Annotated in this window: 16 protein-coding genes; 8 read left to right on the forward strand and 8 right to left on the reverse strand. The window is 63.5% G+C overall.

The genetic code is table 11. The annotated features are described in order from the left end of the window. Positions 1-38: 38 nt before the first annotated feature. The 6 genes from B9Z43_RS12730 to B9Z43_RS12750 all read right to left on the reverse strand — a co-directional run bounded on the left by B9Z43_RS12730 (position 39) and on the right by B9Z43_RS12750 (position 8,026). Positions 39-1,280, reverse strand: coding sequence for a TolC family protein (locus B9Z43_RS12730; protein WP_108326234.1), 1,242 nt, complete (start codon positions 1,278-1,280; stop codon positions 39-41). Continuing rightward, positions 1,277-4,408: an efflux RND transporter permease subunit gene (locus B9Z43_RS12735; RefSeq protein ID WP_108326237.1), complete on the reverse strand. Its 3,132-nt coding sequence runs from the start codon at positions 4,406-4,408 to the stop codon at positions 1,277-1,279. The genes B9Z43_RS12730 and B9Z43_RS12735 overlap by 4 nt, the downstream gene beginning before the upstream one ends. Then, a complete protein-coding gene (locus B9Z43_RS12740) occupies positions 4,405-5,472 on the reverse strand; it encodes an efflux RND transporter periplasmic adaptor subunit (protein WP_158270118.1) in 1,068 nt (355 codons plus the stop codon). Before B9Z43_RS12740 ends, B9Z43_RS12735 begins: the two co-directional genes overlap by 4 nt. A gap of 88 nt (positions 5,473-5,560) precedes the next feature. After that, positions 5,561-5,986, reverse strand: coding sequence for a hypothetical protein (locus B9Z43_RS17165; protein ID WP_158270119.1), 426 nt, complete (start codon positions 5,984-5,986; stop codon positions 5,561-5,563). Positions 5,987-6,024: 38 nt separating this feature from the next. Beyond that, complete coding sequence (locus tag B9Z43_RS12745) at positions 6,025-6,261, reverse strand: DUF2789 domain-containing protein (protein ID WP_108326242.1); 237 nt, start codon at positions 6,259-6,261, stop codon at positions 6,025-6,027. Positions 6,262-6,271: 10 nt separating this feature from the next. Continuing rightward, positions 6,272-8,026: an alpha/beta hydrolase gene (locus tag B9Z43_RS12750; RefSeq protein ID WP_233253965.1), complete on the reverse strand. Its 1,755-nt coding sequence runs from the start codon at positions 8,024-8,026 to the stop codon at positions 6,272-6,274. Between the two features lie 102 nt (positions 8,027-8,128). Here B9Z43_RS12750 and B9Z43_RS12755 point away from each other — a divergent pair, with 102 nt between their 5' ends. From B9Z43_RS12755 to B9Z43_RS12770, 4 genes are all read left to right on the forward strand, one after another. Continuing rightward, positions 8,129-8,767 carry a trimeric intracellular cation channel family protein gene (locus B9Z43_RS12755; protein WP_108326245.1) on the forward strand — a complete coding sequence of 213 codons (639 nt, stop codon included), beginning with the start codon at positions 8,129-8,131 and terminating at the stop codon, positions 8,765-8,767. 8 nt (positions 8,768-8,775) lie between these two features. Beyond that, positions 8,776-9,723, forward strand: coding sequence for a DMT family transporter (locus B9Z43_RS12760; protein ID WP_108326248.1), 948 nt, complete (start codon positions 8,776-8,778; stop codon positions 9,721-9,723). A gap of 176 nt (positions 9,724-9,899) precedes the next feature. Next, positions 9,900-10,157, forward strand: coding sequence for a helix-turn-helix domain-containing protein (locus tag B9Z43_RS12765; protein WP_108326250.1), 258 nt, complete (start codon positions 9,900-9,902; stop codon positions 10,155-10,157). An 83-nt stretch (positions 10,158-10,240) separates the two neighbouring features. Further along, positions 10,241-10,609, forward strand: coding sequence for a hypothetical protein (locus tag B9Z43_RS12770; protein WP_108326253.1), 369 nt, complete (start codon positions 10,241-10,243; stop codon positions 10,607-10,609). A gap of 43 nt (positions 10,610-10,652) precedes the next feature. Here B9Z43_RS12770 and B9Z43_RS12775 read toward each other — a convergent pair whose 3' ends face one another. Together B9Z43_RS12775 and B9Z43_RS12780 are read right to left on the reverse strand one after the other, a co-directional pair. Beyond that, positions 10,653-12,806: a 3-hydroxyacyl-CoA dehydrogenase NAD-binding domain-containing protein gene (locus B9Z43_RS12775; RefSeq protein WP_108326495.1), complete on the reverse strand. Its 2,154-nt coding sequence runs from the start codon at positions 12,804-12,806 to the stop codon at positions 10,653-10,655. A 31-nt stretch (positions 12,807-12,837) separates the two neighbouring features. Then, on the reverse strand, positions 12,838-14,043 hold the full coding sequence (locus B9Z43_RS12780) for an acetyl-CoA C-acetyltransferase (RefSeq protein WP_108326256.1): 1,206 nt from the start codon (positions 14,041-14,043) through the stop codon (positions 12,838-12,840). 122 nt (positions 14,044-14,165) lie between these two features. Between B9Z43_RS12780 and B9Z43_RS12785 the strand changes: the two genes are divergently transcribed. The 4 genes from B9Z43_RS12785 to B9Z43_RS12800 all read left to right on the forward strand — a co-directional run bounded on the left by B9Z43_RS12785 (position 14,166) and on the right by B9Z43_RS12800 (position 18,607). Then, complete coding sequence (locus tag B9Z43_RS12785; RefSeq protein ID WP_108326259.1) at positions 14,166-15,329, forward strand: acyl-CoA dehydrogenase family protein; 1,164 nt, start codon at positions 14,166-14,168, stop codon at positions 15,327-15,329. Positions 15,330-15,435: 106 nt separating this feature from the next. After that, positions 15,436-16,101: a TetR/AcrR family transcriptional regulator gene (locus B9Z43_RS12790; protein ID WP_233249970.1), complete on the forward strand. Its 666-nt coding sequence runs from the start codon at positions 15,436-15,438 to the stop codon at positions 16,099-16,101. After that, positions 16,098-17,000 carry an SDR family oxidoreductase gene (locus B9Z43_RS12795; RefSeq protein WP_108326265.1) on the forward strand — a complete coding sequence of 301 codons (903 nt, stop codon included), beginning with the start codon at positions 16,098-16,100 and terminating at the stop codon, positions 16,998-17,000. The genes B9Z43_RS12790 and B9Z43_RS12795 overlap by 4 nt, the downstream gene beginning before the upstream one ends. After that, on the forward strand, positions 16,997-18,607 hold the full coding sequence (locus B9Z43_RS12800) for an acyl-CoA carboxylase subunit beta (RefSeq protein ID WP_108326267.1): 1,611 nt from the start codon (positions 16,997-16,999) through the stop codon (positions 18,605-18,607). Before B9Z43_RS12795 ends, B9Z43_RS12800 begins: the two co-directional genes overlap by 4 nt. Positions 18,608-18,897 lie beyond the last annotated feature (290 nt).

Here is an 18,897-nt window from a genome sequence, read left to right on the forward strand (position 1 = left end):
AAGCCTGCGGCCGGTGCACGCGCACCGGCCTTGGCGCTTCACTCGTCGAAGTCCCAGATCCGGTGCAGGTCCAGGTTCATCAGGGCCCAGCTCTCGGCCAGCTCCAATTGCAGCTTTTGGCTCTCGCGCAGGCTCTCTTGCGCCAGGCGGCGGTTCTGGATCAGCTCGGTCATGCTGTGCTCGCCCATGGCAAAGGCCTTGAGCGATTGCTGCACCGCTTGGGCCTGCGTTTGCGCGGCCGCCTGCAAGCCGGTCACGGCTTGTCTTTGCAAGCTCAAACCCAACCAACGGGCCTCAAAGGCGGCGCCCAAGTCCAGCGCCAATTGCTGCGTTTGCGCTTCCAAGCGGTTCGCCTCGGCCAGGGCCGCGGCGGCGTGCGCCTGCCGGGCTGAGCCGCTCAAGGCCACGCCCACCGACACGCCCACGATGCTTTCGGCACCGGCCCTCTCTCGCGCGGCATACACGCCCAACACCGGATCGGGCCAGCGCTCGCGGTCCATGCGCTCGGCTTGCAAACGCAGGCCTTGCACTTCGGCGCGGCGCAGGTTCAGCTCGTGGTGGTTTTGCAAAAATTCCTGCATGAGCGGCTGCATGGCGGGCAACTCGGGGACATCGCCCTGCGCTGTCGGCCAAGCCGGTTCGGGCAAGCCGGGGTAACGCTTTTGCACCTGGGCCCAAGCCGCTGCCCACTGCGCTTGCGAGACCGCCACGGCCGACTGCGCACGTTGCAGCTCGGCTTGCGCCAGGCTGGCGTCCAGTTGCGAGATGTCGCCTTGCTTCAAGCGCAGCTGGGCCTGTCGGTTCAGCGCTTGCGACAAAGCGGCCTGCGCTGCGGCGCCCTCGCGTGCCAGCGCCAGCTTGTGCAGTTCAAACCATTGGCGCATCAGCTCACGGCTGGCTTCGTGCAGCGCGTCGGCATAACCGATGCTGGCCGCTTTGCGGCTTTGCTCGGCCAGCTGGGCATCCAGCCCGGCCTTGCCCCACAGGCGCACCGGCCGCTCCAGGCTGAGCAGCTGCTCGTTGAAGCGGCCACCCGGGTCGATCGCCCGGCGGCTTTGCTGGCTCATGCGCAGGTTGAACTCACCCGGCCCCACCTCGGTGGCACGCGCCCTTTGCAGCTGCGCGGCTTGCTGCGACTGCGCCGCCAAAATGCCGTAGCTGGCTTTGACGATGGCCTGCACCTGATCGGCCGGGGGCAGCCACACCGCCAGCGCTTCTTGCGCCTGTGCAGTGATGCACAGCGTGCCTGCGATCAACGCGATCCAGCGTTTGGTTTTCATGAGGTGCTCCTGTCTTTGGACTGAGGCTGACGCCCACGGATTTGCGCCCACACATCGGCCAGGCTGTTCAAAGCGCCCCAACGTTCAAAAATCAAAGGCAACAACAGCAAGGTCAACAAGGTCGCGCTGACCAACCCGCCCGTGACCACAATGGCCAGGGGCTTTTGGATCTCGGAGCCCGGGCCCGTGGCAAACAGCAGCGGGATCATGCCCAACGCCGTGATGAGCGCCGTCATCAGCACTGGCCGCAAGCGACGCTCCGCGCCCAAGCGCACCACTTGTGCCAGCGCTTCGCCGGTTTGCAGGCGCTCGTTGAAATGCGTGACCATCACCACGCCGTTGAGCACCGCAATGCCCAGCAAGGCGATGAAGCCCACCGAGGCCGGCACCGACAGGTATTGCCCCGAGATGGCCAGCGCCACCACGCCCCCCACCAGCGCAAACGGGATGTTCAAAAAGATGATGCCCGCCTGCACCACCGAGCCGAAAGTGAAGGTGAGGATCAAAAAGATCAGGCCCATCGCCGCCGGGATCACCACGCTCAGGCGCGCAGCGGCACGTTGCTGGTTTTCAAACTGGCCGCCCCAAACGATCTGGATGTCTTTGGGCAGTCCCAGCGCAGCCACCGCTTGCTGGGCATCGGCCACAAAGCCGGTCAAGTCGCGCCCTTCGACCGAGACCTGGATCGTGGTCAGCCGCTGGCTCAGTTCGTGGTCGATGCGGATCGGGCCGTCCACCACGCGGATGTCGGCCAAAGCGCTGGCTGGCCAAGCACGGCCATCGGGCGCGGTGATCGGCAGGTTGCGAAAGGCCTCGGGGCTGTTGCGCACCACGTCGTTGCCCCGCAAAGTGAGCGCGGTGCGGATGCCCCGGTCCAGCACATGGCCCACGGTTTCGCCTTCGAGCTGTTGGCGCAAAGCCTGCTGCACCGAGGCCACGCTCATGCCCGACTGGCCCACCGTGTGGCGGTTCACGGCCACGCTCAGGTACTGCATGCCTTCAGCCTTGGGCGCGATCACTTCGGCAGCGCCGTCGATCTTGCGCACGGCCTCGGCCACTTGCTGGGCGGACTTGCCCAGCTGCGCCAAGTCCACACCAAACAGCTTGATCGCCACATCGCCACGCGTGCCCGTGAGCATTTCCGAGATGCGCATCTCAATCGGCTGCGTGAAGCCATACACCAGGCCCGGAAACCCTTCGAGCACTTCGCGCAGGGAGGCGATGATGTCCTCCTTGCTGCCGCGCCAGGCGCTCTTGGGTTTGAGCACCAAAAAGCTGTCGGTCTCGTTCAGGCCCATCGGGTCCAGGCCCAACTCGTCCGCACCTGCGCGCGCGATCACGGCCTGCACCTCGGGCACCTTGGCCAAGATGGCTTGCTGCACACGGGTGTCGATCTCGAGCGAGGCTTCGAGCGAGATGGACGGGATTTTTTGCAGCTGCACCAGGATGTCGCCTTCGTCCAAGGTGGGCATGAAGGTCTTGCCAATTTGCGTGTACAGACCGCCTGCCAGCACCAGCGAAGCCAGCGCCACACCCACCAACCAGCGTGGGTGCCGCCAGCTGGCGTCGCGCCATTTCACATAGGTGCGCAGCAGCTTGACCATCACCCAAGGCTCGTGCGCGGTTTGCGGCTTGAGCACCAACGACGCCAGCGCAGGCACCACCGTGAACGCCAGCACCAGCGAAGCCGACAAGGCCATGATGATGGTCACGGCAACGGGGGCGAACAGCTTGCCCTCCAGCCCCTGCAAGGTCAGCAGGGGCAGGAACACCACGCAAATGATGAGCACGCCCGCCCCCACCGGCTTGAGCACTTCGCGCACCGCGTGCAGCACGCGATCGGTCATGCTCACATCGTGGCCCGGCGGCGCATGGGCCAGCTGGGTTTCCACGTTTTCCACCACCACCACCGAGGCATCGACCAGCATGCCCAGCGCGATCGCCAGACCGCCCAGGCTCATCAGGTTGGCGGTGATACCGGTGTAGCGCATGAGCAAAAAAGTGGCCAGCAAAGACAGCGGCAGCGACACCGCCACCACCAGCGCGGGCCGCAGGCCGCCCAAGAAAACGTAGAGCACCACGCAGACCAGCACCGCCGCTTCGGCCAAGGCTTTGATCACGGTGTTGGCCGCGCGCGTGACCAGCTCGCCCCGGTTGTAAAAGGTCTTGACCGTCATGCCCTCGGGCAAGCGCTTTTGCACATCGCGAATCTTCAGGTCAATCGCATCGACCAACTCACGGGCATTCACGCCGCGCAAGCCCAGCACCAGGCCCTCGACCGCTTCGCCGCGCCCGTCTTGCGTCACCGCGCCATAGCGGGTGAGCGCACCGTGGCGCACCACGGCCACATCGTCGAGCAAAATTTTCTGGCCCGAGCGCGGCTGCTCAATGCGGATGGCGCGCAGATCGTCCAGGGTTTTGACCGCGCCTTCGACGCGCACCACCAGCGACTCTTCGCCCGCCGTCATGCGGCCTGCGCCGTCGTTGCTGTTGTTGTCGGCCAGGGCCTCGCGCAGGCTGGCCATGCTCACACCCAAGGCGGCCATGCGTTCGGTTTTGGGCAGCACTTCAAAGGTCTGCACCTCGCCGCCCAGGGCGTTGACTTCGGCCACGCCCGCAATCGTGCGCAGTTCGGGGCGTATGGTCCAGTCCAGCGCACGGCGCTTGTCGGCCAGCGAAAAGTTCTCGCCCTCCACCGTGAACATGTACAGCTCGGACAGCGGCGTGGTGATGGGTGCCAAGCCCCCGCTCACGCCAGCAGGCAAGTCGCCCATGACGCCGTTCAGCCGTTCAGACACCTGTTGGCGCGCCCAGTAAATGTCCACGCCTTCGTCAAAGTCGAGTGTGATGTCGGCGATGCCGTATTTGGAGACCGAGCGCACCATGCGCTTTTTCGGGATGCTGAGCAGCTCTTGCTCGATCGGCTTGACCACACGCTGCTCGACCTCTTCGGGCGTCATGCCCGGGATCTTCAGGATGATCTTGGCCTGGGTCGGCGAGATGTCGGGGAAAGCGTCAATCGGCAGTTGTTGCCAGGCCTGCAGGCCCGCCAAAGTCAGGATGACAGCCAGCAAAAGGGTGAGTAGGCGGTAACGCAGCGCCCAGCGGATCATGGCGTCCATGCTCATTCATCCTTTTGCAGCAAGGCGCGCAAGGAAGCCAGGCCCGTCACGGCCACTTGGTTCTTCTCGCTCAAGGCACCGCTCACCACCGTTTGCTCGTCGTTGCTCGACAAGACTTTGACCGGCGTGGGCACAAAGCCCTTGGCGCTGGCCACAAACACCCAGCTTTGCGCCTGGTGACTGATCACGGCGCGCGCGGGCAATTGCCAGGCCGCTTGTGTGCTGGTGCGGGCCGGGTGCAATTGCACGGGCAGCACTTCGCCTGCGTTCAGGCTGCCCGCCTCGGTCACCCGGGCACGCGCCTGCGCTTGCTGCGTGGCGTCCACCGCGCGGCTCACGCCCACCAGCACCGCTTTGGCCTGGCGCGAAGGCACGCTCACCGCGTCGCCCACTTTGAGCTGGGCCGCCTTCTCGGGCGAGAGCACCAAGTCCAATTGCAGTTGACGCGTGTCAGCCACTTTGAACAAAGGCATGCCCGCGTCCACCCGCTGCCCCACCGTGACCAGCGACTGCACCAGCCTGCCGTCCAATGGCGCGGTCAAACTGGCCCCGGCGTAATCGGCGCCGCCCACGCCCGCGCCCGATGAGCGCAGCTCGGCTTGCTTGGCTTGCAGCGCGGCTTGCGCAGCATGGAATTTGTTCTGGCTGATCTGCAGCCGCGCCGCCGGGATGATGCCGTCGGCCAGCATGGACTGGTCACGCGTCAGCGCGGCCTGGGCGTTTTGCACATCCAGCTGCGCCTCGCGCATCTGACGCCGTGTATCGGCCAGTTGCGGACTGCTCCACTGGGCCAGGGCCGATCCGGCTTTGACGGCATCGCCCAGCCCCACATCGATGCGGGTGATGACGCCCGCATAGGGCGCGGCCACCGTCACCTCGCGGCCTGGCGGCACCGACACCGTGGCCGAAGCCAGCAAGGCGCCCGCTTGCGCCGCCTGCACGGGCGCCACGCGCACACCCAGCGCCGCTTTTTGCTGCGCGTCGAGCAACAACTCGGCAGGCACTTGCGCCCAGGCCGCAGCCGAGCCCACCGCACCCACGAACAAAATGGTTTTGAGCAGTCCTGTCATGACCGACTCTCCTGAGAAAAAGCAAGAAGGAAAATCACCGCCCAGCGGTGCGCCGCATCGGCGCACAGGCCGACGGTTCAGACAAGGATCAAAGCGGGGGCGCCAAAGCGGGCGGTGGCCAGCCGGGCGGGTAAGTGCTTGGCGCAGATGCGGGCCATGGGGGCATGCGGCGCACACGGTGGGCGAGCACTTTTTCGGCCAGCCAAACCCACAGCAAAAAACCGACAATGGCCGTGGCCAGCTGCACGTCATCGCCCGTCTGCGGCAAAGAGACCGACACCCCGAGCGCCGGTGATTCTTCTTCCGATGCGGCATGGGCCGACACCAGCGCCGGTGCTTCGGCCAGTGCTTCGGCGCCTTGCGCGCTGTGGCTCAAGTCAAGGCCGTCGACATGAAAACCACTCACATGCGAGGCCCCAAGGTGCCCATGCAGAAAAGGCGCCAAGGCGAGCAAAGCCATGAGGACGATCACGACCCCTTGGCGAATGCTGGCGATGAAAACGTTTTGGTGCACCGTGTCATTCTAATTTGCGAATGTGTCGGTCCGCACGGTCACTGGCCACGCAGCGCCTGGCTGAGCTGGTCCACGCGCTGCGACCAGTCGGTGTCCTGCAACAAGGTCTCGCGCAGGAATGCCGCTTGTGCAGCTGTCCAAAACGGCGCATCGGGCAAGGCAATGTGCCCCGCCAAGGGCCGGTGGGTTTTCAAGAACCCGGCAATGCCCGCTGCATCGCAAGGCAAGCCCAGCTGAGCAAACAGCTCGTGAAAGGGGTGGTTGGGCTGGTCCATCTGACGTCCTTCATGTTTGCAGGACATAGGTCCCGGGCGCATCGCACAGAGGCACCAAGCCCGCATCGGGCGCCCCCATGGGCGGTGGCGCACGCTTGGGGCCCGAATGGGCTTGCAGCCACTGCACCCAATGCGGCCACCAAGACCCTTCGTGGTGAGGGGCTGTCTGCAACCAAGCCTCCGGATCGAGGTAAGGGCCATCGTGCGGGCGCGTCAGGGCCTGAAAGCTGCGTCCGGCCACACCGGGCGGGTTGACGATGCCCACGTTGTGCCCACCGGATGTCAGCACAAAGGTGGTGTCCACATGGGTCAGCAAATGCAGCTTGTGCACCGAGCGCCAAGGGGCCACGTGGTCGCGCACGGTGCCCACGGCATAGATGGGGCACTGGATCGCGGTCAAGGCCACCGGCTTGCCGCGCACCGGATAACGCCCATTGGCCAAGTCGTTGTGCAAAAACATGCGGCGCAAATACTCGGTGTGCATGCTGTAAGGCAGGCGCGTGCCGTCGGCGTTCCAAGCCATCAAATCGCTGATGGGTGCCCGCTCGCCCAGCAAATAGTCTTTGAGCAAACGCGACCAAATCAGGTCGGTGGAGTTCATCAGCTGGAAGGCCCCGGCCATCTGACGGCTGTCCAGATAGCCCTTGTCCCACATGGTGTCTTCCAGGTGCGCGACCTGGCTGTCGTCGATGAACAGCTGCAGCTCACCCGGTTCGGTGAAATCGGTTTGCGCCGCCAGCAAGCTCACGGTGGCCAGGCGGTCATCGCCATCGCGCGCCATGGCGGCAGCGGCAATCGTGAGCAAGGTGCCACCCAGGCAATAGCCCAAGGCGTGCACACGGGCTTGCGGCAGCACGGTGCTGATCACCTCCAGCGCGTCCATCACCCCCATGTGCAGGTAGTCGTCCATGTCCAGGTCACGGTCTTCGGACTGCGGGTTGGCCCAGGACATGGCGAACACGATGTGGCCCTGATCGACCAGGTGTTTGATCAGCGAGTTGTGCGGCGACAAGTCCAGCACGTAGTACTTCATGATCCAGGACGGCACCACCAGCACCGGCTCGGGCCGCACCTGCGCGGTGGTGGGGGTGTACTGGATCAGCTCGATCAAATGGTTACGGTAAATCACCTGACCGGGGGTGACCGCCACATCGCGCCCGACGCGGTAGGCCTCAGCGCCCTTGGGTGGGCTGTTGGTGCGCAGGGCCTGCAGGTCTTCCAGCCAGTTTTGAAAACCCTGACGCAAATTGGCGCCTGCGGTTTTGGCGGTGCGCTCCAGCACCTCCGGGTTGCTCAGCACAAAGTTGGCGGGCGACACCGTGTCCAAGATTTGCCGCAGGGTGAAGGTGACCACCGACTCGTGGTGCGGCTCGACCCCGCGCACGCCGGTGCTGGCGCACTGCCACCATTGCTGCGTGAGCAAGAAGCTTTGGCTCATCAGGTTGAAAGGCCAGGTTTGCCAGCTCGGGTGCACAAAGCGTGTGTCATGCACCATGGGCTCGATGCAGGGCGCGCAATCCGTTTGGTGCGCCCGCGTGGCGTAATCGGCGATCTGCTGCGCGCCTTGCAGCGCTTTTTGCGCCAGATCGAGTTGCTCGGCCGGGTTGAAGGCCAAGTGCGTGAGCCAATCGTCAAAGGCCATGCGCAGCGATGCGGTCGAGACCCCCAGCGTCCAAGGCGACAGCTGGGCATGCGTCCAGCGGTCCAGACCCGGACCGGGCCAATGGGGCAAGGGCGCGGCAGTATCAAGGGCAAGGTGTTTCACCCCTCCATGCTAGGAACAGACCCCACCGCGCGCCATTGACCCAAGGGTCAAATCGCCTCTACCGTCAGGTCTGCACCCAGCCTCTGGTCGATAATTGGCCACATGAATGGCATTCAACACTGGGGCGAGACCCTGCGCTTGCTGGTCGAACTGTCGGCCACCGCCGCCTTTGCGCTGTCGGGCCTGATGGAGGCTGCGCGCAAACGGCTCGATGCGGTCGGCGTGTGCGTGGTGGCTTTTTTGGCCGCCTTTGGTGGCGGCACCTTGCGCGACTTGCTGCTGGACCAGCGCCCCTTCTTTTGGGTGCAACACGTCGAAGTGCTGTGGAGCGTCATGCTGCTGTGCGTGCTGGCCATGCTGTTCATGCGCCAACGCCATTTTGAAGTGACCGAAAAAGCCATCCTCTGGCCCGATGCCTTGGGCCTGGGCCTGTTCACCGCCACGGGCGTGCACCACGCCCTGCAAGCGCTCATGCCGGGCGTGGTGGCGGTGCTGATGGGTTTGATCACCGGTGTGTTTGGCGGCGTGCTGCGCGACATGGTGTGCAACGAAATCCCCACCGCCTTCAAGGACCACCGCCCTTATGCGGTCTGCGCTTTTGCCGGGGGCTGGGTCTATGTGGCGCTCTGGCAATTCGACGCGCCGGGCTGGCTGGCCCTGCTGGCCTGCCTGACCGTGACGGTGGGCTTGCGCGTGCTGGCCGTCTGGCGCAACTGGCGACTGCCGGCCTGGCGCACCTGATATCACCCATGTGGGCAGGCGTCTTCTTTTCTCTGGCCGCCGGCATGATGTGGGGCCTGGTGTTCGTGGGCCCGCTGATGCTGCCCGACTACCCAGCGGCCTTGCACACCTTTGGCCGTTACCTCGCGTTTGGCGTGATCGCACTGCCCCTGGCTTTTCTTGACCGCACCGAGTTGCGACGCCTGACGCGCGCCGACTGGCTGGCCGCTTTGCGCCTGGCGGCCATTGGCAACGTGCTGTATTACCTGTTCCTGTCCAGCGCCATCCAACGCGCAGGCGGCGCGCTGACCACCATGGTCATCGGCACGCTGCCGGTGGTGATTGCGGTCTCGGCCAACCTGCTCAACCACCAACGCGACGGACGCTTTCCGTGGCTGAAACTGGGTCCGCCGTTGGCGCTGATTTTGCTGGGCATTGCCTGTGTCAACCATGTCGAATGGACCGCTCTGCTGCAAAACCCGCAGGCCGACACGGGCCGCTACATCACAGGCGCTGTGCTGGCGGTCGGGGCCGTGGCCTGCTGGACTTGGTACCCGCTCAAAAACGCCGACTGGCTGCGCGGCCACCCCGAGCGCAACCCCCGCGTGTGGGCCACCGCACAGGGCTTGGCCACCCTGCCCTTGGCGCTCATGGGTTATGGGCTGTTCTGGATGTGGCAAGGGCTGACCGAAGCGTCGTTCCCCATGCCCCTGGGTCCGCGCCCGCTCGAATTCATCGGCCTCATGATGGCCATCGGCCTGTTCGCCTCATGGCTGGGCACCCTGTGCTGGAACGCCGCCAGCCAGCGCCTGCCCACCGCACTGGCGGGGCAACTCATCGTGTTTGAAACGCTGGCCGCATTGGCCTACGCCTTCATGCTGCGCGGGCAGTGGCCAGCGCCCCTCACGCTGGCCGGGATTGCGCTGCTGGTGGCGGGCGTGATCGCTGGGGTGCGCGTCAAGGCCGCAGATCGTTGAGCTTTCATCGCGGAGGGGGGTGCAGCCGAACCCTGCGCCAGATGCGATCAGGTGCCTCATGAATCTTGAAGCTTTTGAACCGGTGAATCACAAGATACAGATCAAATGCCGTGGCTTTTATATCCGTGGGTGGATGGACTGTAGCTTTCAAGCCTACTAAAAAGAACACTTGCACCATGCCAGTTGTTCGCAGCAAAACCACCCAAAGTCTCCGCGACGATCTCGCGGCCAATGTGCGGCATTACCGCGCCCTCAAAGCCATTCCACCCGCCAAGCCGGTGTCTCAAGAGCGCGGCGCTTGGGAAGCGGGCATTGACCGAACCATGATGAGCAAGATCGAAAGAGCCAAAACCAACCCCAGCCTGGAAACCCTTCTGAAGCTGGCCAACTATCTGAACGTCAGCGTGGCCGACCTGCTGGCCGAGCGCCCCTGAAACATGAGGACAGAAACCATGACAACCCTGTGCCCATCGGGAAAACGCTGGACGCCCCCACAATCACGATCAGGGCCGTCCCGATGAACGCCGCAGCGACTGAAACCTTGTATTACCGATTCTTGAAATTGCGCCAATCGGTGAACACCTTGCCAGCCGGTGTGGCGCTGAGTCCGGTTGAAGCGCTTTTGCTCGAGGAAATAGTGCTGAAGCAACAAGCGCACCAACCCATGACCGTCAGTGAAGCCATTGAACTGTCACACTTGGCCTCGCCATCTACCTTGCACAAGAAACTGAGCCGTCTCAAGAGCATGGCATTGTTGACGACTGAAAACCGCGACAACGACCACCGAACCAAGTATCTGGTGCTGACCCCGATCGCTGAGGAATATTTCCGCGCGCTGGGCAAAGCCCTTCAAAAAGCTGTGGACAAACCAACGCGTATCGCATGACCAATCCCATGCAAAGGCATGAACGCCTCTGCATGGGATCAACTCAATACACCGGCTGATGCTGCTTCAAGCTGTTGATGACTTCCGCCGTCAGCACAAACCCCGCGCCATACAACGCCGCCAATTCAGCACAGCGCTTGGCGAACGCATCCACACCTTGGCCATAGATGAACTGCAGCGCACCACCCGTCCAGGCCGGAAAGCCGATGCCGAAGATCGAGCCGATGTTGCCGTCGTGCACCGAGGTCAGCACGCCTTCTTGCAGGCAGCGTGCCGTCTCCACGGCTTGGCGGTACAGCAGGCGGTCTTTGATGTCTTGCTGGCTGTAGACCACGTCGGCTTTTTCAAAGCGGGTTTTCAGCTCGGGCCACAGCACTTTCTTTTGGCCAGCGGGGTAGTCGTAAAAACCACCGCCTGCGGCGCGGCCGGGGCGATTGAGTTCTTTGACCATGCGCTCGACGAACAACTCGCCGGGCGTGGCGGTGTGGGTTTTGCCTTCTTTGGCAAAGTCTTCACGGGTTTGGTCCAGCACATGCACCGACAGCGACAGCGCGGTTTCGTCCAGCACGGCCAAGGGGCCGACCGGCATGCCCACTTGCATGGCCAGGTTTTCGATCACGGGGGCGGGAATGCCCTCGCCCAGCATGGCCGCGCCTTCCATCACAAAGGTGCCAAAGGTGCGGCTGGTGTAAAAGCCGCGCGAGTCGTTCACCACGATGGGCAGCTTGCCCAGCGCCTGCACATAGTCGTACGCACGGGCGATGGTTTCGTCGTCGGTCTGTGCGCCGCGAATGATCTCCACCAACTGCATCTTGTCCACAGGGCTGAAGAAGTGGATGCCGACGAATTTGTTGGCGTTGGCGCTGGCCGTGGCCAAGCCGCTGATGGGCAAGGTGGAGGTGTTGCTGGCAAAGAAGCCGCCTTCGGCCAGCATGGGCTCGGCCTCTTGCGTGACCTTGGCTTTGAGTTCGCGATTTTCAAACACAGCCTCGATGATCAGGTCGCAGCCCTTCAGGTCTGCGGCGCTGGCGGTGGGTTGGATCAATGACAACAAGGCCGCTTGTTTGTCCGCCGTCATGCGGCCTTTGTCCACGCGCTTTTGTGTGAGCTTGTGGCTGTAGGCCTTGCCTTTTTCTGCGGCTTCAACGCTCACGTCTTTGAGCACGGTGGCGATGCCCCGGCTGGCTTGTGAATACGCAATGCCCGAGCCCATCATGCCCGCGCCCAAAATGCCCACCTTTTGCGGCTTGTAGCGCGGCGCAGCCTTGGGGCGGCTTTGGCCACCCTTGATGCTGTTCATGTTGAAGAAGAAGGTGTTGATCATGTTGCGCGCCACCTGGCTGGTCATGAGACCGGCGAGGTAACGGCTTTCGATGCGCATGGCGGTGTCAAAGTCCACCATCGCACCTTCGACCATGGCGGCCAGCGCCGCTTCTGGGGCAGGGTAAAGGCCGCGTGTTTTTTGCTTGAGTACGGCCGGGGCCACGCTCAGCATGCCCGCAATCTTGGGGTTGCTCGGCGTGCCACCGGGCATTTTGTAGTCCTTGCGGTCCCACAGGTGCTGGGCCGCTTCGGGCTGGCCCTGGCTTGCCGCGATGTGCGCCAAAGCGCGGGGGCGCAGTTGGTCGTCAGTGGCCACGATCTCGTGCACCAGGCCCAGCTTTTGGGCTTCTTCGGGGCCAAAGAGTTTGCTCTCCAGCACATAGGGCTGCGCGGCCATCAGGCCCAGTTGGCGCGTCATTTTGGTGATGCCACCACCACCGGGAATCAAGCCCAGCGTGACTTCGGGCAGACCAAATTGTGTTTTGGGGTTGGCCGTGGCGATGCGGTGGTGGCCGATCAGTGCCACTTCCCAGCCACCGCCCAGCGCCGTGCCGTTGAGGCAACTGACCACGGGCACGCCCAACGTCTCGATGGTGCGAAAAGCTTTCTTGATGCCTTCGATCTCGGCAAAGACACGCGGGCCGTCCGAGGCTTGCGAGCGCATCACGCCTTTGAGGTCGGCCCCTGCAAAGAAGGTGGACTTGGCCGAGGCCAAGATGATTCCTTTTAAAGACGCCTTGTCTTTGGCAACCTGCTCAGCCGCCTGAGTCAAGTCGGCCTGCCATTGCAGGCACATGGTGTTGACCGGCGAGCCCTGCTCGTCAAAGGTGATGGTGGCGATGCCGTCCGCCAGTTCGTAGCGCAGTGTTTTCAAAATGATGTTGCTCATGGTGCTCTTTCCCCGATCAAACGCGTTCAACGATGGTGGCGATGCCCATGCCGCCGCCCACACACAAAGTGGCCATGCCGTAACGCAGCTTGCGGCGGTGCAGCTCGTCGATCAAGATGCCCATGATCATCGCGCCCGTGGCCCCCAGGGGGTGACCCATGGCAATCGCGCCACCATTCACGTTCACCTTGTCGTGCGGCACGCCCATCTCTTGCATGAACTTCATGGGCACGGCGGCAAACGCCTCGTTGATCTCGAACAAATCGATCTGGTCAATCGTGAGGCCCGCCTTGGCCAGCGCCTTCCGCGCTGCGGGCATGGGGCCCGTCAGCATGATGGTCGGATCAGCGCCCGACAAGGCCACCGACACGATGCGCGCACGCGGCGTGAGGCCGTGGGTTTTACCTGCGGCCTCTGAGCCGATCAGCACAGCCGCTGCGCCGTCCACGATGCCCGACGAGTTGCCTGCGTGGTGCACATGGTGGATGCGCTCGACCTGCGGGTAGCGCTGCAAAGCCACCGCGTCAAAGCCCATCGCGCCCAGTTGCTCAAACGAGGCTTTGAGGCCGCCCAGTGTTTCCACCGTGGTGCTCGGCTTGATGAATTCGTCTTGCGCTAGGATGACCTGACCCAGCTTGTCTTTGACCGGAACGACCGAGCCATCGAAATAGCCCGCCGCACGCGCAGCCGTGGCGCGCTTTTGCGACTCAACCGCGAAGGCGTCGACATCGTGGCGGCTGAAGCCGCTCATGGTGGCGATCAGGTCAGCGCCAATGCCTTGCGGCACAAACAGCGTGGCGCTGTTGGTCTCGGGGTCTTGCGCCCAGGCACCACCGTCCGAGCCAATCGGCACGCGGCTCATGCTTTCCAGGCCGCCAGCCACGACCAGGTCTTCCCAACCGCTGCGCACTTTCATGGCGGCCATGTTGACCGCTTCCAAGCCCGAGGCGCAAAAGCGGTTGAGCTGCACGCCCGAGCAGCGCCAGTCCCAGCCTGCCGCCAGCGCAGCCACTTTGGGGATCACCGAGCCCTGTTCGCCAATCGGCGAGACCACGCCCATGACCACGTCGTCCACCGCTGCAGTGTCGAACTGGTTGCGGCTTTGCAGCTCGCGCAACACGCCCGACAGCAAGCTGATGGGCTTGACTTCGTGCAGGCTGCCGTCTTTTTTGCCTTTGCCACGCGGTGTGCGTATGGCGTCATAAACAAATGCTTCGCTCATGCTGTCTCCTGGGGGTCATCAAGGTGTTTGCCCGGTGTTTGCGGGATGCGTCAATCAGTATAGACTTTTACCAAGCAAACGCTTTGTATAAATACCAACTCTGAAGTCTTATAGGTGACACCATGATTGAACGCACACTTTTCAACGCCGACCACGAAGCCTTTCGCGACAGCTTTCGCCGCTTCATGGACAAGGAAATCGCCCCCCACCACGAGGCCTGGGAAGAGCAAGGCTATGTGGACCGCGCCGTGTGGGACAAGGCCGGAGAAAACGGCTTTTTGTGCATGACGCTGCCCGAAGCCTATGGCGGCTCGGATGCCGATAAGCTGTATTCGGTGGTGCAGATGGAGGAACTCTCCCGCGCCGGTTTCAGTGGCATTGGCTACGGCCTGCACAGCGAGATCGTGGCCCCCTACATCCTGCATTACGGCACCGAAGCACAAAAGCAAAAGTACCTGCCCAAGCTGGCCACTGGCGAGATGGTAGGCGCGATTGCCATGAGCGAGCCCGCTGCGGGCTCCGACCTGCAAGGCGTCAAAACCACCGCGCTCTTGCAGCCCGATGGCACTTACCTCATCAACGGCAGCAAGACTTTCATCACCAACGGCTGGCATGCCGACTTGGTGATTTTGGTGGCCAAGACTGACCCGGCTGCCGGGGCCAAAGGCACCAGCTTGTTTCTCATCGAGCGTGGCACGCCAGGGTTTGAAAAAGGCAAGCGCTTGAAGAAGCTGGGCCTGAAAGCGCAAGACACGTCTGAGCTGTTCTTTGACAACGTCAAGGTCAGTGCCGACCAGCTGCTGGGCGGCGCAGCCATGCAGGGCAAGGGCTTCATTTGCCTGATGGAGCAACTGCCTTGGGAGCGCCTGCAGATCGCGATTGGCGGCATTGCCGCAGCGCAAGCGGCCATCGACTGGACGGTGCAATACGTGAAAGACCGCAAGGTGTTTGGCCAGGCCGTGGGCAACTACCAAAACACCCGCTACACCTTGGCCGAGCTGCAAACCGAGGTACAAGTTGCCCGTGTGTTTGTGGACAAGTGCTCTGAACTGTTGCTGCAAGACAAACTCGACACGGCCACAGCCAGCATGGCCAAGTACTGGTGCTCGGATTTGCAATGCAAGGTGATGGACGAATGCGTGCAGCTGCACGGCGGCTACGGCTACATGTGGGAATACCCCATCACCCGCGCCTATGCGGACGCCCGCGTGCAACGCATCTACGGCGGCACCAACGAGATCATGAAAGAAGTGATCTCACGCAGCATGGGTTTGGCGGGGCGCTGAGCCACTACCCCGTGCCACACCCTTCAGCTGTCACCCCGGGCTTGACCCGGGGTCCATCCCCCAACGCACATGGATGCCGGATCAAGTCCGGCATGACACCTCAAAAATGATCAGCGCCCCTACCCTTGTTGCGCCCAAGCGTGCCCGTGGTCGGCCGCGTAAAACCGAGCATGAGCGCGACGATGGCAACCGCCGTCAGGCGCTGATCTCGGCGGCGGCGCAGCTGTTCAAGCTGCAAGGCTACGACGCGACCAGCACACGCGAGATCGCGGCCAAAGTCGGCATGCAGTCAGGCTCGCCCTTCTACCACTTTGGCAACAAGCAAGACCTCTTGCTGGCCGTGATGGTCGAAGGCATGAAGCAGGCCATCGCTCGCCAGCTGGCCGCCTGCGGTCAAGCCACACCCACACAAAGCGCGCGCGAACGCCTGCGCAGCCTGATCCGTCACCACTTCGATGTGCTGCTCGGCCCCGACAGCGACTTCATCCCGGTGATGCTCTACGAATGGCGTTCGCTGGCGCCTGCACAACGCAAGACCATCACCGAACTCAAAGACGATTACGAAGCCGCCTGGATACCGGTGCTGCAAGCCCTGCAAGACAGCGGCCAATTGCAAGCGCCGGTGGGTCTCGCGCGGCTGATGATTTTTGGCGCCCTGAATTGGTCGGTGCAGTGGTACGAAGCCCCGCGCCAAAGCGGCAAGGCCAAGCGAGCTTCGCTGGACGACTTGACCGACACCGCCCTGCAACTTTTTTTACGAGACACCGCATGAACACCTCGCCCCCTGCAGCCCCTTACCGATCGGTCTTTTCCCCCGGGCTCCTCAGCGGGCAAGTCATCCTGGTCACCGGCGGCGGCTCGGGCATTGGCCGCTGCACCGCGCACGAGCTGGCCAGCCTGGGCGCACACGTCGTGCTGGTGGGCCGCAACCCCGACAAGCTGACCGCCACCGCGCAAGAGATCACGGGCGACGGCGGTCAAGCCAGTTGGCACAGCTGCGACATCCGGCGCGAAGACGATGTGAAAGCCATGGTCGCGCAGGTGGTGCAGCAGCACGGCCGCATTCACGGCTTGGTCAACAACGCGGGCGGTCAATACATCTCGCCCTTGGCCAAGACCAGCGCCAAAGGCTGGCAAGCCGTCATCGACACCAACCTCACCGGCGGCTTTTTGGTGGCGCGTGAGTGCTTCAACCAAAGCATGCAACAGCACGGCGGCGCGGTGGTCAACATCGTGGCCGACATGTGGGGCTCGATGCCGGGCATGGGCCACAGCGGCGCGGCACGGGCGGGCATGGTCAGCTTTACTGAAACGGCCGCGCTCGAATGGGCAGCGCAGGGCGTGCGTGTGAACGCCGTGGCCCCCGGCTACATCGCCAGCAGCGGCATGGACCACTACCCGCCTGAGGCTGGCCCCATGCTGCGCGAGATGCGCAACACGGTGCCGCAAGGCCGCTTTGGCACCGAGGCCGAAACATCCGCAGCGATTGTGTTTTTGCTCTCGCCTGCGGCCAGCTTTGTGAGCGGCACGGTGCTGCGCGTGGACGGTGCGCGCCCGCAAATGCGCATGGGCTGGCAGCAGGCCGTGGCCAAGCCCGATGTGCAAACACGCGATGCCGTCAAACCCTTTGACGGCTTTCACCGCGCCGTGACCCCCAAGGTTTTCCAATGAATTTCGAATCCACCTGGAACCCGCACAGCCCCGTGGCCCAGCAGCGGCGCGAGGCCGCACTGGCCCGCTTGGCGCAGTGGCAGGCCTTGCAAGAGCGCGCAGCGCTTGCCTCGGCCCAATCCAAACCAGTCTTCGACAAACGCGGGCAGTTGCTGCCGCGTGAACGTGTGGCCTTGCTGCTGGACCCCGGCGCACCGTTTTTGCCGCTGTGCGCGCTGGCGGGCTTCATGCAAGACACCCCCGATCCGGCCAAGTCGGTGCCCGGCGGCGGCATGATCGCGGGCATTGGCTTCATCAGTGGTATGCGCTGCATGGTGGTGGCCAGTGACTCGGGCATCGAAGCCGGGGCGATTCAGGCGCGGGGCCTTGAAAAAATCTTGCGCGTGCAAGAGCTGGCCCTGGAAAACAAATTGCCGTTTGTGCACCTGGTCGAAAGCGCCGGGGCCAACCTGATGCAGTACAAGGTCGAGGGCTTTGTGCTGGGGGGCAGCTTGTTTCGCAACCTGGCGCGCTTGTCGGCGGCGGGCCTGCCGGTGCTCACCGTGCAACACGGCTCGGGCACCGCAGGCGGGGCCTACATGCCGGGGCTGAGTGACACCGTGATCATGGTGCGCGGCAGGTCGCGCGCCTTTCTGGCGGGGCCCCCTTTGCTCAAAGCCGCCACCGGTGAAGTGGCGACCGAAGAAGATCTGGGCGGGGCCGAGATGCACACCAGCGTCTCGGGCTTGGGTGAATACCTGTGCGAAGACGACCGCCACGCGCTGGGCACGGCCCGCGATGTGGTGGCGCGTTGGGATTGGCCAGCGCACAGCACGCGCAAAGATGCCAAGCCCCCGCGCCTGGACGCCGAAGAACTGCTGGGCCTGATGCCCGCCCACCACCGCGAACCCATCGACATGCGCGAAGTCATCTTGCGCTTGGTGGACGACTCGGATTTTCTGGAGTTCAAACCGCTGTTTGGCGCGGCCACGGTGTGTGCGCAGGCCCGCATCGGCGGGCATTCGGTGGGCATCATCAGCAACAACGGCCCCATCGATGTGGCCGGGGCCAACAAGGCCACGCACTTCATCCAGTGGATGTGCCAACTGGGTCACCCCATCGTCTATCTGCAAAACACCACCGGCTACATGGTGGGCAAAGACAGCGAGCAAGGCGGCATGATCAAGCACGGCTCCAAGATGATCCAAGCCGTGACCAGCGCCACCGTGCCGCAAATCACCATCCAGTGCGGGGCCTCGTTTGGCGCGGGCAATTACGGCATGTGCGGGCGAGGTTATGCGCCGCGCTTTTTGTTCAGCTGGCCGGGGGCCAAGACAGCGGTGATGGGCGGCGAGCAAGCCGCCCGCACCATGCAGATCGTGGCCGAAGCCGGCATGGCCCGCAAAGGCATCACGCCCGACCCCGACAAAATGCAGGCCCAGTTCGACAAGATCGTGGCCTTGTTTGAAGCGCAGGCCGATGCTTTCTACACCAGCGGCCTGGTGCTGGATGACGGTGTGATCGACCCGCGCGACACCCGCAGCGTGCTGAGCTTTTGTCTGGACACCTGCTTGGAAGCTGCAGCCCGTCAAGCCCGCGCCATGACGTTTGGCGTGGCTCGCATGTGAGGATGTTTCATGCCTGAAATTTCGCGCACGCCACCCTCCGTCGTCACCCCAGGCATGACACCTTCCCTTGTCACCCCAGGCTTGACTTCCCCTTCTGTCACCCCGGGCTTGACCCGGGGTCCATCCCCCTTCACGCATGGATGCCGGATCAAGTCCGGCATGACAAGTTTCTGTGTCACCCCGCACACAACACTCTTCTCTGTCACCCCGGGATTGACTTCGCCTTCTGTCGCCCCGGGCTTGACCCGGGGCCCATCCCCCTTCACACATGCATGCCGGATCAAGCCCGG

Source organism: Limnohabitans sp. MMS-10A-192, from assembly GCF_003063335.1.
GTDB lineage: Bacteria > Pseudomonadota > Gammaproteobacteria > Burkholderiales > Burkholderiaceae_C > Limnohabitans_A.

Excerpts from the sequence above, each read along its gene's own strand:
- B9Z43_RS12765 (WP_108326250.1), top strand. The coding sequence starts at position 9,900 with ATGCCAGTTGTTCGCAGCAAAACCACCCAAAGTCTCCGCGACGATCTC.
- B9Z43_RS12785 (WP_108326259.1), top strand. The coding sequence starts at position 14,166 with ATGATTGAACGCACACTTTTCAACGCCGACCACGAAGCCTTTCGCGAC.
- B9Z43_RS12735 (WP_108326237.1), bottom strand. The coding sequence starts at position 4,408 with ATGAGCATGGACGCCATGATCCGCTGGGCGCTGCGTTACCGCCTACTC.
- B9Z43_RS12755 (WP_108326245.1), top strand. The coding sequence starts at position 8,129 with ATGAATGGCATTCAACACTGGGGCGAGACCCTGCGCTTGCTGGTCGAA.
- B9Z43_RS12795 (WP_108326265.1), top strand. The coding sequence starts at position 16,098 with ATGAACACCTCGCCCCCTGCAGCCCCTTACCGATCGGTCTTTTCCCCC.
- B9Z43_RS12760 (WP_108326248.1), top strand. The coding sequence starts at position 8,776 with ATGTGGGCAGGCGTCTTCTTTTCTCTGGCCGCCGGCATGATGTGGGGC.
- B9Z43_RS12790 (WP_233249970.1), top strand. The coding sequence starts at position 15,436 with ATGATCAGCGCCCCTACCCTTGTTGCGCCCAAGCGTGCCCGTGGTCGG.
- B9Z43_RS12780 (WP_108326256.1), bottom strand. The coding sequence starts at position 14,043 with ATGAGCGAAGCATTTGTTTATGACGCCATACGCACACCGCGTGGCAAA.
- B9Z43_RS12770 (WP_108326253.1), top strand. The coding sequence starts at position 10,241 with ATGAACGCCGCAGCGACTGAAACCTTGTATTACCGATTCTTGAAATTG.
- B9Z43_RS12745 (WP_108326242.1), bottom strand. The coding sequence starts at position 6,261 with ATGGACCAGCCCAACCACCCCTTTCACGAGCTGTTTGCTCAGCTGGGC.
- B9Z43_RS12800 (WP_108326267.1), top strand. The coding sequence starts at position 16,997 with ATGAATTTCGAATCCACCTGGAACCCGCACAGCCCCGTGGCCCAGCAG.
- B9Z43_RS12740 (WP_158270118.1), bottom strand. The coding sequence starts at position 5,472 with ATGACAGGACTGCTCAAAACCATTTTGTTCGTGGGTGCGGTGGGCTCG.
- B9Z43_RS12730 (WP_108326234.1), bottom strand. The coding sequence starts at position 1,280 with ATGAAAACCAAACGCTGGATCGCGTTGATCGCAGGCACGCTGTGCATC.